Source organism: Paenibacillus sp. ClWae2A, from assembly GCF_032452295.1.
Lineage (GTDB): Bacteria > Bacillota > Bacilli > Paenibacillales > Paenibacillaceae > Paenibacillus.
In genome coordinates, this window is record NZ_JAULSQ010000001.1 from 113,481 (window position 1) to 129,508 (window position 16,028).

A 16,028-nucleotide genomic window follows, 5' to 3' on the forward strand; every position below is an offset into this window, starting at 1 on the left:
GGATGTTTAACAGCCTGATGAATGTCGGATCATACTTTTGTATGAGCGACATTGATATCGGGCTTTTGTTATTACATCGGGAATGTACAATAGACGTGCGATAAATGGAGTTGAATCAAATTCCCCATGGGTTTGCGATTCGAAGTATAATAAAAGGTAAACTAGCTAATAGAAACAAGAGGAGTCTTTATGAATAAAACGATTTCTGATATCGCTCAGATGGCAGGTGTTGCGAAAAGCACGGTCTCTCGTTTCCTGAATGGGGGATCGGTTAGTGAAGATACACGCCAGAAGATTGAGCGTATTATCAAACAATACAATTATGTTCCCAACACATTTGCACAGAGTCTGAAGGCCAAGAAGACCAGTATTATCGGTACGGTTGTGCCACGTCTCGATTCTTTTGCTACATCTCAGACATTGATCGGAATTGATGAAGAACTGCGGAGTAATCAGTATCAGATGCTGATCGCAAATACGAGTCAGGACATGCAGCGCGAGATTGATGCCATCTATGATTTTGCACGACAGAAGGTATCGGGTATTATTCTGCTGGCTGCTGAAGTGACTGAAGCACATCTGAAGGCCGTTGAGGATATACGGATTCCGGTGTTATTGGTAGGGCAACAGCATGATCAATTGCACAGTCTGGTTCACAATGATGACCAGGCAGGTTATGAGATGGGTAGATATGTTGTCGAACAGGGTCACCGCAAGATCGTGTATATGGGAGTTAGCGAGAAGGATCGGGCGGTAGGGATCTATCGTAAACAAGGGTTCCAGCGAGCAATCGCCGAGTGTGGTGGATGTGAAGTGAAGTATTATGAGACAAGCTTTAAGATGTCTGAAGCCATCGTTACCGCTGAAGCCATCCTGAAAGAGATCACACCAACAATCATTGTCGGGGCTACGGATAATATTGCACTGGGTGTGATGAAGATTGCGTTCTCCAATAAAATCCGCATACCTCAAGATTTGTCCGTTACCGGATTCGGCGGGTATGATATTACGGAGATGATTCACCCCACGCTGACGACTGTGAAATATCATTATTTGCAGGCAGGGAAAGTAGCCGCGAATCACATTATTCGTCTGGTCAAAGGCGAATCGGTGGAGGAACGAACAACACTTGATGTTGAACTTATTCCTCGAGAAAGCGTTGACAAATTATAAAAACATCCTTTATGATAATTCCATCGAACCGGTTCCATTGTGAATATCCAATTGGGATATGCGAACACGGGCAGGCATGAATGCCATATGGAATTATTTTTTTTGTATTCAACGGAACCGGTTCCTATATTTGATTTTCGTATAAGTTAAATAAGAAATAAGCATTTACGGAGAGGGCAGAAAAAATCTGAAGAAACGTAGTGTTCGCCTTTAGCACCGGATTTCACCCTTTAGAAAAGGGATCAGGAAATCTGGGGATAACAGCGATCGGAGGATTGTTCTGGCATCGTAGTCCCAGTGTAAAATTTCTTGGTCTAACTTATATAAGCAAGAATGGAGAACAGCTATGAAAATGACTAGAGAGCAACGCTACAGACGAATTGAGCAAGCGGAGCCTGGAGAGATTGCAAAGCTTGAAGCACAGATATCTGTATGTCCTTGGAGACAGAGTTACCATATTCAGCCTGTAACAGGTCTGCTTAATGATCCTAACGGCTTTGTATATTATCAAGGTTATTATCATCTGTTCTATCAGTGGTTTCCACTTGGGACAGAACATGGCATGAAATACTGGTATCATACCCGCTCGAAGAATCTGGTGAACTGGGAAAACGTTGGAATTGGAATCGAACCGGGTGGCAGGTATGATTCACACGGAGCTTATTCCGGCAGTGCGATTGAAAAAGACGGCAAGCTGCATTTGCTGTACACAGGCAATACGAGGGATAAGGCTTGGGTCAGACATCCGTATCAATGCTTGGCAGTCATGGATGAAAGCGGTTCAGTAACCAAACTGAATGATCCCGTGATCTCGTCTGTGCCAGCCGGATACACGGAAAACTTCAGAGATCCCAAGGTGTGGCAACAAGGAGACACGTATTATGGTGTAATTGGTGCGCAGAGAACAGACGAGACAGGATGTACAGTGCTATATCGCTCCATTGATCTGAAAAATTGGGAGTTTCTTGGTGAAATTCGTACGCAATTAACCTCCTTTGGCTACATGTGGGAGTGCCCGGATTATATGGAGATGGACGGGAGAGGTGTACTTGTCTTTTCCCCACAAGGCTTAGAAGCTGCGGGAGATCATTATCAGAATATTTTTCAGTCCGGTTATCTGAATGGTGAGCCGCTCAATCTTCAGACGAGAGAGTTCAAACATGGTGAATTTCAGGAGTTGGATCGTGGATTCGATTTCTATGCTCCGCAGACCATGCAGGGCCCGGACGGAAGACGTATTCTGGTTGGATGGATGGGACTTCCCGATCTGGAATATCCGACAGATGATAGTGGCTGGGCTCATTGCCTGACCATTCCTCGGCAATTGTCACTCCGAGACGGGAAGTTGATCCAACAACCAGTTGCAGAGATGGTCCAATTGCGTCAACAGGAGAAAGGCGCTCATATTCGCGCAACGATTGACAATGAGAGTCGATCTTTCACTGGTTTTAATGGGATTACCTATGAGCTGATATGTGAGATAAGCCTTGTAGAAGCAGAGATAGTAGGCATCGAATTCCGAGCAAGTGAAACTGAAAAAACGGTTCTTCTGTATGATCGGATTCAGCAGAAAGTTGTCTTGGATCGGACGATGTCTGGTACCGATCTGGCAGAGCAGAATGGCGTTGTGCGAAAGTGCACACTTACTGCGGAAGTGATTAAGTTCCAACTGTTCGTAGATTCGTCTTCCGTCGAGATCTTTGTGAATGATGGGGAAGAGGTCTTTACCAGCCGCATTTTCCCAAGCCGGAACAGCGTGGACATTCGTTTCTTTGCACGCCGAGGCAAAGCTGATTTTGAAGCAACTCAATGGCATTATTAAGTATTACGTGAGAGGAATGAGATAACATGTCGGAGAATCATCGCATTGCCCAGGAAGTCATTCATGCCATCGGGGGCAAAGAGAATATCGCATCATTTGCACATTGTGCAACACGTCTTCGCATCATGGTGAAAGATAAAGAAAAGATTGATCAGAAAACGGTCGAGAATATCGAGAAGGTGAAAGGCGCCTTTTTCAACTCAGGTCAATATCAGATTATCTTTGGTACGGGAACAGTGAATCGAATCTTTGAAGAGGTTGAGAAGCTGGGCATCGAAGGAACGTCCAAGAATGATGTGAAGAGTCAGGGAAAAAAAGAAGGAAATGCTTTTCAGCGGGCTATCCGCACATTTGGTGACGTATTTGTACCCATCATTCCCGTACTGGTAGCTACAGGACTGTTCATGGGATTGCGCGGATTACTTACCCAGAATGAAATTCTGGCGTTATTCGGTGCAACACCGGATGATATCTCGGCCAATTTCCTGTTGTTCACTCAAATCCTGACGGATACTGCATTTGCATTCCTGCCTGCACTTGTAGCGTGGTCCGCATTCCGCGTATTTGGCGGAAGTCCGGTACTTGGTATCGTACTGGGGCTAATGCTGGTCAATCCGGCATTACCGAATGCTTACGCGGTGGCAGATGGATCAGCACAGCCGCTGCATATGTTCGGTTTTATACCTGTCGTGGGTTATCAAGGATCAGTTCTGCCTGCGTTCTTTGTAGGTTTGATTGGAGCCAAGTTTGAGAAGGTACTAAGAAGAAGAGTGCCCGAGGCACTGGACTTAATTCTGACCCCTTTTATTACGTTAACGGTTATGATTACGCTTGGACTTTTCGCGATTGGTCCCGTATTCCATTCCCTAGAAGAGTGGGTGCTGCATGGAACAACTGCCGTATTGGATCTTCCGTTTGGCATCGCAGGTATTATCATTGGATTCTTCCATCAGATTATTGTCGTTACCGGTGTACATCACATCTTTAATTTCCTGGAGATTCAACTCTTAGAGAAAACGGGATTTAACCCGTTCAACGCGATTATCACCTGTGCCATGGCTGCACAAGGAGCAGCTTGTCTTGCAGTCGGTCTGAAGACCAAAAATATGAAACTCAAAGCACTCGCGTTGCCTTCGTCTTTGTCCGCATTTCTAGGGATTACCGAACCAGCGATCTTCGGTGTTAACTTGCGTTATATGAAACCATTTATTATGGGACTGGTTGGTGGTGGTGTGGGTGGTTTCATCGCTTCCCTGTTCCATCTGCAAGGTACGGGCATGGCTGTAACGGTTATTCCCGGTACACTGCTTTATCTGAACAGTCAACTGCCGTTGTATATCTTGTCCAACGTGGTTGCCATGGCCATTGCTTTTACACTCACCTGGTTCTTTGGCTATAAGGATCAACCAGTTGCAGAGGAATCCGCAAGCAATGACAACAGTGGAGTAACATCAACTGAAGTTAAAGCAGTGGAATCTAATCCGCGTATTAATTCAGTTACCGATGCCGTTACAAGCAATCGTCCTAAAGTAGATCTGCTCGAAATAGCTTCGCCGATGAATGGTACAGTCGTTGCTCTGGAGCAGGTTCCTGACCCGGCATTCTCGGAAAAACACATGGGTGAGGGCATTGCCATTGAGCCATCAGAAGGTAAGGTGCATGCACCGTTTGATGGTGTCATCGCACATGTCATGAACAAGAGTAAACATGCGGTGATTCTGGAGCATGAAACAGGTGTACAGATGTTGGTTCATATCGGAATTAATACTGTTGGACTAAAAGGAACCGGTTTTACCGCGCATGTGAATAGCGGAGATCGTGTAACTGCAGGTCAATTGTTGATTGAATTTGACATGGATGTCATTCAGGCTGCGGGTCTGCCTTTGATTACACCTGTGTTGATCCCAAGTGGAAACGAAGTGATAGCAACTGTTACAGCAACGTCATCGGGCCATGTTCAAGCCAATGGAGAAGCAGTACTTGTAGTAAAATTCAAAGAACCTCAATAAGTGATCGTTTGAAATAGAAATGTACTGGAACATGGATGTTGAAAAATACAAATCATAAAAGGCAAAGGGAACTGGTATGTATCATCAGGTTCCTTTGCCTTTTTGCATTACTTTCAGCCAAGGTATTAAGACATCTTGCTTTGAATCTGTGCATGTAAGCGATTAAAAAGAGATATATCTTCGATTATGGCTCGGTTAATCAGGTTTCTTGAATCACTTATGATTGACCGAGAAATATGGAGAATAACAGAGTAAAGAGTGCATTATACAAGATATGAACAGGATTACGGTCTAGAATCAACCAGGAAGGTGCAGAATCGGATACGGCTCAATTGCGGAAAGGCAGACAGAGGACTATGATTCGCACATAAGATACTTGAGATGATATATGCAGGATCTGATGTGAAGGCGAGGTAGACAGCAATGGATGAAGCAATGATTGTTGTATCAGCAGGACACAGTGCAGCGGGGATGAATTTTGTAGATTTATTACTGAAAAAGGGATTAGCCTTCGTTGTGCTTGTACACAGTGAAGAGGAACGGGAACAACTTCAGACCCTTGGAGCATTTCCTGTGCGATATATTCAAGAAACGGAAGGGATGCAACAGACTCGTCCCGAATATATGGTCACAAATGCATTTGTGTTCGAGAATAATCTGCCTCAATGTTGCCAGGATATCCAGTTGTGTCACAGCTGGTATCCGCAACATCTCTATGTCGTTTCCAGTAACAAGGCTCCAGTTGGTCTTGTATATAAAGGGCTTGGTGCGACGTATGTCATTCATAGCCAGAGTGGGAATGTTTCGTTTTTATTGTGAACGGTCATTCATAATGGATGTGGAAGGAATATCTGATTAAAAGGAAAAACGTTCTGTTCGAACCGATGGCTCTGGACAGAACGTTTCGTGATTCCCACAGGTATAGATCAAGTGGGGAATCCTTATAACTATTATGAAGTTACACCAACAACGCTGGTTCCATTTTTCGTAATTTTGTACGTCAGCACATTTCCGTTCCAGAAATGGAACTTAAGCGTGACTTCGCCATCATTGGTTTCATTGAAGAAGTTAGGTTTCAGCTCAATCACATTACGTTCGTAATCTGGGCTAAATGTGTAGGAGAATTCTTTAAATGAAGTCCAGTTCTGTGGACCAGCGTTCTCTCCGTTTGCATATGTTGCTTCCATCGTGGCCAGTTGGTTCCCGTTAAACGTAGTCGGAATGGCAAATGAACTGGTTGTACCTGTTGCATCGTTCAACTTAGGTGTGTCATATTTAATGATATTAAAGTTCCAGTCAGCACCTTCATTGAATCCAGTCGTGAGTGTGGCATTTACGCCCAAATCACCAGAGGCTGTTAATTTGGTTAACAGATTGGATTTTAACGTAAGTACATCTTTTTTGATCGTATAGTCTTTACCTCTGACAAGAGGGGTAGTGCCATTTTTCAACGAATTGAATTTGTTCCCATTCAGATTGAGTTTTACCTTCTTATCTTGAATGGCTTCATTTTGTTTAAGATATACGAGATCCGTTTCGGCTGTGGATGAGCGACCTGTCCAGCTTGCTTTCATCGTATCAAATAATTTCTGATCAGACCAAGTAAAGCTTGTGCGACCGAAGTGTTGACCGTTATCCCACAACATCGTTGTCATCTGTTTTTGACGCAGATATTGTCCAACAAATTCGAAGAATTTCAGTTTTTCGCCTTGCTCAATGACACCTGTGTGTTGGTCAAAACCAAGCAAGCCATACTCACCGACGATAACTGGAATGCCTTTCGCTGTAAAAGCATTGTATACCCGATCAAATGTGTCGATAACGTCCTTCTGTACTTCCTCGTTATACTTGGTGTAACCTGCGATGTTCACACTGAATGGCCAGAACCCGTAGTAGTGAACGGTTGCAATAATATTGCTGTCATTCAATTTTTGAATGGTCTTATTCAGTTCATCCAGATCAGGCTGAGCGGAAGAGGTATGCATCGTTGGAAGCACAAGTGGACGTGTAGCGTTGTTTCCACCCGAAGTTCTTACAATCTTGTGAAAAGAAGTATTCAACTCGTCCAGCATGCGATATCCAATTGCTGCATCTGTTGTGCCGCCTTCGGAGAAACGTGGTTCGTTAACACTTTCGAACATGAGTTTATCGGATGCATCTTTGAATTTGTCCGCAATCTGAGTCCAAGCAGCGTTGTAACGTGCAAGCACGTTGTCATGGTCTTTCTCCATGTAACTGATCCAGCGCCAGGAATCATGGTGAAGATTGATCATGACGTAGAGATCGGCATCAAGAGCCCAGTTTACCACTTCTTGAACCCGATTCATGTAAGCGGAATCAATTATGTAGTCGGGTGCGTCACCGATGTGGGCTTCCCAGGTCACAGGAATACGGATACTGTTGTAGCCCTCAGCTGCGATCGACTGAATTAGTTCCTTCGTAATGCGCGGGTTACCCCAGGCGGTTTCATCTTCACCAACGGCGTCCAGAGAGTTACCCAGATTCCAGCCAGGCTCCATGGCATTCACGTATGTCTGCATTTTGCTTGGCGCGGCTGAGGTACTGACCTGTTCACTGTTGTCTGTAGCAGCGGAAGCCATAGCCGAAGAGAACAGAGACAGAATCATGGCAGTTACAAGTGTAAGAGAGAGGACCGATTTACGGTTTTTTTTCATCAACATAATCTCCTTATAGATAGAATGGTTGAAATTGAATAGAAGTTAAGCAACTGTGATAATGAAAGCTCAACTCAAACCAAATCATGACTTGTTCAATACTGGGATCGCCACGGAATTATGTATTGAAAGCGTTTTCGAAACTTAATATATCATGATTACATATAGGGGGATACCCGCACAATTGAAATAAAATTCATGTGATAATTAGTGATCTGGTTTAGCTAATAGATTGTGTGAAGTTAATGATTTTATTTGGAAATGAGATGATATAATTGCATTTTAACAATAATTAGATTCAACTACCCTTGGAGGGATATAAAATGAAGCTGGATGCACATCAACATTTCTGGGAATACAATATGGCTGAGTATGGATGGATTGGAGAAGAGATGAAAGCCATTCGTCAATCTTTTCTCCCACAAGATCTTGAACCTTTATTAGCTCAATCGGGGATGGACGGATGTATTGCAGTACAAGCGAGACAATCACTGACAGAAACCGAATGGCTTCTGCAACTGGCAGACCGATACGAATTTATCAAAGGTGTTGTCGGATGGGTGGATCTTTGTTCGGATGATGTTCGAAATCAGCTTGAACTGCTCGTGTCCAATCCGTATCTGAAGGGTGTACGTCATGTCATACAGGATGAACCTGATCTTCAGTATGTGTTAAGAGAAGACTTTCAGCGCGGAATTTCATTGCTCAAAGAGTATGATTTGGTCTATGATCTGTTGGTATCCAAGGAGCAACTGCCTTATGCCGTGGAACTGGTTAAGGCGTTTCCTGAACAGCGATTTGTACTTGATCATCTAGCCAAACCCGACATAAAATCAGGTATACTCTCACCATGGCAAGAATCGTTAGAGTCATTGGCCGCACAACCAAATGCTTACTGTAAACTTTCAGGAATAGTGACTGAAGCAGATTGGGCAAATTGGACTCCGAGCGACTTTACATCCTATCTGAATATCGCCATAGAAGCCTTTGGTGCGCAAAGGTTAATGTTCGGGTCCGACTGGCCCGTGAGCAACGTTTCAGCTACGTATTCTGAAGTGTACGGTCTCATTATGAATCACATTAATACCCTACCTATATCAGATCAACAGATGATTCTTGGCGACACATGTGCTGCGTTCTATCAAATATCGTAGTGGGCAATCCGAAGCTAAACCGGTTTCAAGAAGTTGACAACTGTTCTGATTCTTGCTAAAGTTTTATCCAATCCGCATAATCATGATCTGGGAATGTTACCGATATGGGCATAACCTGAACTGGCTTGTTTACACGTAATCGTGTACCCAGGCTGGTTCGGGTTTTTTGTATTTAAGTTGAACAAACGATTTTACACGGGACGACTGCGCAGCCAGAACAATCTTTCAATCGCTGTTATCCCCAGATTTTTTGAATCCCTTTCTAGAAGGGGAAATCCGGTGATAAAGGTGAGTTTATGCTTACGAAGTAGCTTTCCATTGAAAGCTTTTAGCTCCGCTTCTCCAGATTTTTTCTGTCCTCTCCGTTTATGTGTAATTGTGTAGTTCAACTTAATATTTTGTCTTTTTAATATTTCTAACGATTTGAGCGGATAGCTGGATTACATATTTGGAAGGAGAATGATGATGACGAATTTTAAATTTCCTACAGATTTTCTATGGGGTGGAGCCATTGCTGCGAATCAGGCGGAGGGCGCGTATCTGGAAGATGGCAAAGGACTGAGTATCGTTGACTTGCTGCCAACAGGAGAGAACCGCAGAAGCATTATGAAAGGTCATGTTCCGGCTTTTACGCCGCTCGCTAACGAGTTCTATCCTTCACATGAAGCGATCGATTTTTATCACCGTTACCCTGAAGATATTGCTCTGTTTGCCGAAATGGGATTCAAAGCACTGCGTGTTTCCATTGCCTGGGCACGAATTTTCCCGACAGGAGAAGATGCGCAGCCAAATGAAGCCGGATTGCAATTTTACGATAACCTGTTTGATGAATTGTTGAAGAACGGTATTGAACCTGTGGTTACATTGGCTCACTTCGATGTGCCTGTGCATCTGATTGAGAAGTATGGCAGCTGGAGAAGTCGTGAACTGGTAACGCTATTCGAAACGTACGCTACAACGGTATTCACTCGGTACAAAGACAAGGTAAAATACTGGATGACATTTAATGAGATCAACATGCTGTTACATCTTCCATTCCTTGGGGCGGGGCTGGCGTTCAATGAAGGGGATAACATCAAGGAAATTCAATATCAGGCTGCTCACCATCAACTGGTTGCAAGTGCACTGGCAGTCAAGGCATGTCATGAGATTATTCCTGGTGCCATGATTGGGTGCATGCTCGCAGCAGGAAGCTTCTATCCGTATACTTGTAATCCTGAAGATGTGTTCCAGGGCATGGAAAAAGATAGAGAGTCCTATTTCTTCATCGATGTGCAGTCACGTGGGGAATATCCGGGTTACGCCAAACGTTTCTTCAAAGATCACGGGTTAAACATTGTTATGCAGCCGGGTGATGCGGAAATCTTGAAGAATCATACCGTAGATTATATCGGGTTCAGCTACTATTCAAGTCGTACAACCAGTACCGATCCGGAAGTTATCAAAAATATGACCAGCGGTAATGTATTTGGCTCGGTAGCCAATCCATATCTGGCGAAGTCCGAATGGGGCTGGACGATTGATCCCAAAGGATTCCGTATTACCGCCAATCAACTACATGACCGTTATCAGAAACCGCTGTTTGTTGTTGAGAATGGATTTGGTGCCAATGACGTGGTTACACCGGAAGGTGAAGTGGATGATGCGTACCGGATTGACTACTTGAAACGACATGTAGCTGAAATGGGTGAGGCTATTCAGGATGGTGTGAACATTATTGGTTACACCAGCTGGGGACCTATTGATATTGTAAGTGCATCCTCAGGTGAGATGAGAAAACGTTATGGCTACATTTACGTGGATCGTAATAATGAAGGTCAAGGAGAGCTGACACGGCTGAAGAAGAAGAGTTTTGAGTGGTACAAAAATGTAATCGAATCCAATGGAACAAACTTGGGTGACGCTTAGTCATAAAGGTAAATCGGATTAGTTCTAATTATAAGCAAACGGAAGAACCATAAATTCATGGAGCTTCCGTTTGTCCCCGCACTGAAAGCGTTGACATATAGTTAGGTTCGCGCTATACTTGACGCAATTATATCGTTTCTGGGATTGTTACTACACGAAGTAGGCAAAACCTAAGCACCAAAAAAAGCAGACCACCAAGTCTAGTTTATTTTTTGATGCTTCAGGTTTTTTTTGTATGCCCAAAAGACGATGTATAACTGCCAAGAGAGTGGAACGTGACGGGGGGATTGAAGTGAAAATAGCAAAGGTTATCAACAATAACGTCATTAGCATCTATCAAGCAGATGGAGCAGAGCTTGTGGTGATGGGGCGTGGGATTGCCTTTAAGAAAAAGCCGGGGGATAAAGTAGACGAGACCCGCATCCAGAAAGTATTTGCATTGAAAAACAAACAAACATCCGATAATTTCAAAATGCTGCTGCGCGAAGTTCCGATGGAACTGATTGAAATTGTGGAAGAGATCATCACGTATGCGCGTGAGAATCTGGGCCGAAAGCTGAATGAGAACATCTATGTATCTCTTACAGACCATATTAACTTCGCCATCGAACGTTATCGGGAAGGCGTGGAGATCAAGAACGCATTAATGTGGGAGATCAAACAGTTGTACAAGCCCGAATTCGAACTGGGCCTGAGGACGCTGGAACAGATCAACACCCGCATGAATATTGAGCTTCCACCCGATGAAGCCGCTTTTATTGCCCTTCATATTGTCAACGCGGAGATGAACGAAGAAGTCATTACAACGATGAACATTACGAAGTTTATCCAGCAAATTATTAATATAGCGAAATATCATTTCAAAATGGAATTTGATGAGGAATCTCTCAGTTATTTTCGCTTCATTACACATTTGAAGTTTTTCTCTCAGCGAGTGCTCAGTGGTACGCATTACGACAACAACTATGATCATTTCTATGACATGATTAAGGAGAAGCATCCGGATGCTGCAGCGTGTACGGAGAAAATTGAGTTGTTTGTCAAAAAGGAATATAACCACGAGCTGACCAATGAAGAAAAATTGTATCTGACGGTTCATATCGAACGAGTGGTTAATCGATAATATTTAAATGTTGACAAAAATGGTTTAATCATAATATTATGTGATTAACAGGAATTGAATACGATTTAACTGGGATTGTTACTGGTTATGCAGGCAAAACCTAAGTCATGAGAAGGTCAGGACCATTGTGTCCCCTCACTCAAGGCTTAGGTTTTTTGCGTGCAAAAAAATCGGTAAAGGGCCTGTTTGAGAAAAAGTGGGGGTGCAGATCATGAGTCAAGAGAAACTGGCCAAAGAGATTGTAGAACTGGTCGGCGGTGAGAAAAATGTGGAATCGCTGGTTCATTGTGCAACACGGTTACGGTTTGTATTGAAGGACGATGCCAAGGCAGACAAAGCCAAACTGGAGAAAACAGAAGGCATCATTGCAGTCAAAGAAAATGGAGGACAGTTCCAGGTTGTTGTTGGTAACAAGGTGCCTGAAGTCTATAGTGCCATTGGACAGATCAGTAATATTCTGGACGATTCGTCAGATAAAGAAAAACCTCGCAAAGCAGCCAAGGGGCTTGGGGGTATTATCGATATCATATCCAGCATATTTGCACCACTTCTGGGTGTTATGGCGGGAGCCGGTATTCTAAAAGGGTTATTGTTGATTGCAAGCAATATCGGATGGCTGGAAACGACAGAAACAACATATACAATCCTGTATGCAGCAGCAGATAGTCTCTTCTATTTCCTGCCTCTGTTGTTAGCGGTTACAACAGCACGTAAATTCCAGGGAAATATGTTTGTCGCGATGACGATTGCAGGAGCATTGATCTATCCGTCCATCGTCACGTTGAAATCAGAGGGAATACCAACGGATTTCTTCGGTATCCCTGTCATTTTGATGAACTATTCATCTACAGTTATTCCTATTATTTTAGCTGTCATTGTCATGAGCAAGTTGGAGAAGTTCTTTAATAAGACACTTCATGATAGTGTGAAAAACTTTGTTACGCCATTGTTTTTACTAGTGATTATGGTACCACTGACACTGTTGGTATTCGGACCATTTGGTGTCTACGTTGGTAATGGAATTGCAGCAGGACTCGTTGCCGCATTTGGATTCAGCCCATTGCTCGCTGGAGCCGTTATGGGTGCAAGCTGGCAGCTGCTTGTTATCTTCGGAATACACTGGGGTCTGATTCCTGTATTTATCAACAACGTTGCAGTGTATGGACAGGATGGGGTTAAACCAGCTGCGACAGCTTCGATCTTTGCTCAAACGGGTGCAGCTTTTGGGGTTATGCTGAAAACCAAGAACAAAAAACTGAAAACGCTGGCTGGATCATCTACGTTGACCGCATTATTCGGTATTACGGAACCGGCCATCTATGGGGTAACATTACCACTGAAACGTCCATTCATTGCAGGAGTTATCGGTGGTGCAGTTGGTGGAGCTATCATTGGTCAAGCGGGCACATTAGCATTTGCATCCGGCGCACCGGGATTGCTGACCCTGCCAATCTTCTACGGACCAGGTGGACAAGGCTTCCCAGGATTGATTCTGGGTATCGTAGTATCCTTTGTTGTTTCGGCTGTACTGACGTACATCATGGGCTTCAAAGATCCGGTCGAAGAAGAAACAAAAACCGAATCTACGTCATCCGCCCAGCAACCTGCCCGTACAATGAATGATTCAGACGAAGATGTATTTAGCCCGATCGAAGGAACAATTGTTGAATTGTCGGAAGTTCCAGATCCGGCATTTGCATCGGGAGCAATGGGTAAAGGGATTGCGATTGAGCCAGCTGTGGGCAGAGTTGTAGCACCTTTTGACGGTACAGTTACCGTTGCATTCAAGAAAAAACATGCCTTGGCTGTAGTATCTGACACCGGTGCTGAAATATTGGTTCACGTGGGAGTGGATACCGTTAAATTGGATGGGCAGCATTTTGTCTCCCATATCAAGGAAGGGGACAGGGTCCAAGCGGGAGATCTGTTGCTTGAGTTCGATATTGCACAGATTAAGGCTGCTGGATATCACACGGTAACGCCAATTATCGTAACAAATTCCGCCAACTACGAGGAAGTAATTCCGCAGGCTACAGGTCAGGTTCATAGCCAGGAGCTTCTATTGAAGTTGAACAGCGGTAAGGGACAAGAATAAAATAAGAATAGATACAAATTCGATACTTTAGAGTTTTTATGGTTCCGTTGACATGGTGGAATTGGAAAATTATAATTGGAATTGTACATCTATTACATGATAATGAAAGGTGGATTATTGAACATGACACATGCGATGAGACTGCGTTTCCTTCCTTTGAATCGGTAATTGAATACGTTCAAAGGCTCTGACCATTGGTTCAGAGTAAACGGGATCAGTCTGTCATTTTCAATCATCCTGACCTTATATACATGGTTTAACTCGTTTTCCCGTTTACATTGAATCACAGGCCTTAGCCTGTGATTTTTTGTTTTTTTTATCACTATTGTAACTTAACATGGCGTTCAATAATGACTACTGGAGGTACCGCTATGATGACATTACTGTTCTATTGATACGAGCTGGCACCATAAGCTCGTATCGATAGAAGCTTGCTTCGCTATCGATACGAAATAAATCTTATTTCGGAGGTAGCGAATATGGAAAAGATATGTTTTGAATTAGAACAGGTTGAGATGACCTATATGGATAAAGCAGTACTGAACATTGAGCGACTGGCTGTGCATCAACTTGATCGTATTGGTGTAGTGGGTGCTAATGGTCAGGGTAAAAGTACGTTGTTGAAACTCATTGCGGGACAGATCCAGCCAACAGCCGGAAAGGTAAAACGTTTTGCAGAGTTTGGTTATTTGGAACAAGTGGAACCACCCCAGCCTAACGAAAATCTCGAAGTTGACGGGGCTTTACTCAGTAAATTAGCCATACCTCAACATGACCAAGCATGGAGTGGCGGCGAACAGACCCGTCTAAAACTGGCTCAAATGTTCACTCATTATCATGAAGTACTGTTACTGGATGAACCAACAACCCATCTGGATCAAGAGGGCATTACATTTTTGCTGGATGAATTGCGTTATTACTATGGGGCAATCGTACTGATCAGTCATGATCGTGCGGTTCTGGATGAACTGGTGACCACGATCTGGGAAATCCATCAAGGTGAGGTTCGCGTATATTCCGGCAACTATAGTGATTATCAGGCACAGAAGAGGCTGGAGCGTGAACAACAAAACCAGGCCCATGAACAGTTCTCGAAGGAAAAAAGACGATTGGAGCTGGCCGCCCGGGAAAAGATGAAAAAAGCCGAGAAAATAACGCAGGCCGGAAGTATGTCCAAAAAAGAATCCAGGGCAAAAACAAACCGTATGGTTGAAACAAAATCCAAAGGCACCAGTCAAAAAGCGGTTCACCGCGCAGCCAAAGCGATTGAACAGCGGATGCAACAACTTCATGAGGTAAAAGCAGTGCAAGAGGAACGGCCTATGATCTTCCGTCAGCCAAAGACACTGGAGTTGCACAATCGATTTCCTATTATGGCAGATCGTCTTACGCTTGAGGTAGAAGGCCACATATTGTTGGAGGATGTAAGTTTTCAGGTTCCATTAAAACAAAAAATAGCGATAACCGGAGCCAATGGCAGCGGGAAAAGTACATTGCTTAATCATGTTTTCCATGCTGGAGATCACATCTCGATGTCTCCAAAAGCGAAGCTCGGTTATTTTCAGCAAATGTGCTATCGTTTCACGACAAAAGAAACCGTATTACAATTCCTGAAAAATCGTTCGGAATATGAGGAATCAGAGCTCAGAAGTGCGTTGCATGCGATGCAGTTTACAGGGAATGACCTGCTGAAGAATGTTGGGACATTAAGTGGAGGAGAAGCGATTCGTCTTCAATTATGTCACTTGTTTCTTGGACAATATAACATTCTATTGTTGGATGAGCCGACGAATTTTCTTGATATGCATGCATTGGAAGCGTTGGAGCGTTTTATCAAGGCGTATGAAGGAACGATTCTGTATGTATCTCATGATCAGAGGTTTATTGAAAATACAGCGGATCAACAATTTCAGATTACGGAGCGTCAATTAATTCAGGTGAATATATAAGTTGAACTAAAGAATATTTACACTGGACACTCCGATGACAGAACAACCTTAGAGGAAGAGAAGTAACGAAAACCGCCAAAGTGATTTTGGCGGTTTCGTCGTTTTCAAAGATAGGCAGAT

10 protein-coding genes are annotated in these 16,028 nt (G+C 43.6%); 9 read left to right on the forward strand and 1 reads right to left on the reverse strand.

The features are described from left to right. Positions 1 to 189: 189 nt before the first annotated feature. The 4 genes from QVE09_RS00425 (at position 190) to QVE09_RS00440 (ending at position 5,823) form a co-directional block, all read left to right on the forward strand. Positions 190 to 1,173 carry a LacI family DNA-binding transcriptional regulator gene (locus QVE09_RS00425; protein ID WP_315935170.1) on the forward strand — a complete coding sequence of 328 codons (984 nt, stop codon included), beginning with the start codon at positions 190 to 192 and terminating at the stop codon, positions 1,171 to 1,173. Positions 1,174 to 1,519: 346 nt separating this feature from the next. Further along, positions 1,520 to 2,995, forward strand: coding sequence for a glycoside hydrolase family 32 protein (locus QVE09_RS00430; protein ID WP_315935171.1), 1,476 nt, complete (start codon positions 1,520 to 1,522; stop codon positions 2,993 to 2,995). A gap of 26 nt (positions 2,996 to 3,021) precedes the next feature. Next, the gene (locus QVE09_RS00435) at positions 3,022 to 5,004 is read left to right on the forward strand and encodes a sucrose-specific PTS transporter subunit IIBC (RefSeq protein ID WP_315935172.1); all 1,983 of its coding nucleotides are present in this window, start codon (positions 3,022 to 3,024) and stop codon (positions 5,002 to 5,004) included. 423 nt (positions 5,005 to 5,427) lie between these two features. Further along, a complete protein-coding gene (locus QVE09_RS00440) occupies positions 5,428 to 5,823 on the forward strand; it encodes a hypothetical protein (RefSeq protein WP_074094872.1) in 396 nt (131 codons plus the stop codon). A gap of 131 nt (positions 5,824 to 5,954) precedes the next feature. On the opposite strand, the gene QVE09_RS00445 is transcribed toward QVE09_RS00440, so the two are convergent. Then, positions 5,955 to 7,682, reverse strand: a complete 1,728-nt coding sequence (locus QVE09_RS00445; RefSeq protein ID WP_315935173.1) for a cellulase family glycosylhydrolase — start codon at positions 7,680 to 7,682, stop codon at positions 5,955 to 5,957. 320 nt (positions 7,683 to 8,002) lie between these two features. Here QVE09_RS00445 and QVE09_RS00450 point away from each other — a divergent pair, with 320 nt between their 5' ends. The 5 genes from QVE09_RS00450 to QVE09_RS00470 all read left to right on the forward strand — a co-directional run bounded on the left by QVE09_RS00450 (position 8,003) and on the right by QVE09_RS00470 (position 15,908). Next, on the forward strand, positions 8,003 to 8,833 hold the full coding sequence (locus QVE09_RS00450; RefSeq protein ID WP_315935174.1) for an amidohydrolase family protein: 831 nt from the start codon (positions 8,003 to 8,005) through the stop codon (positions 8,831 to 8,833). A gap of 465 nt (positions 8,834 to 9,298) precedes the next feature. Further along, on the forward strand, positions 9,299 to 10,741 hold the full coding sequence (locus tag QVE09_RS00455) for a 6-phospho-beta-glucosidase (protein ID WP_315935175.1): 1,443 nt from the start codon (positions 9,299 to 9,301) through the stop codon (positions 10,739 to 10,741). A 292-nt stretch (positions 10,742 to 11,033) separates the two neighbouring features. Continuing rightward, the gene (licT, locus tag QVE09_RS00460) at positions 11,034 to 11,864 is read left to right on the forward strand and encodes a BglG family transcription antiterminator LicT (RefSeq protein ID WP_315935176.1); all 831 of its coding nucleotides are present in this window, start codon (positions 11,034 to 11,036) and stop codon (positions 11,862 to 11,864) included. A gap of 211 nt (positions 11,865 to 12,075) precedes the next feature. Next, a complete protein-coding gene (locus QVE09_RS00465) occupies positions 12,076 to 13,959 on the forward strand; it encodes a beta-glucoside-specific PTS transporter subunit IIABC (protein WP_315935177.1) in 1,884 nt (627 codons plus the stop codon). Between the two features lie 479 nt (positions 13,960 to 14,438). Continuing rightward, positions 14,439 to 15,908, forward strand: coding sequence for an Msr family ABC-F type ribosomal protection protein (locus QVE09_RS00470; RefSeq protein ID WP_315935178.1), 1,470 nt, complete (start codon positions 14,439 to 14,441; stop codon positions 15,906 to 15,908). The last annotated feature ends 120 nt before the right edge of the window (positions 15,909 to 16,028 follow it).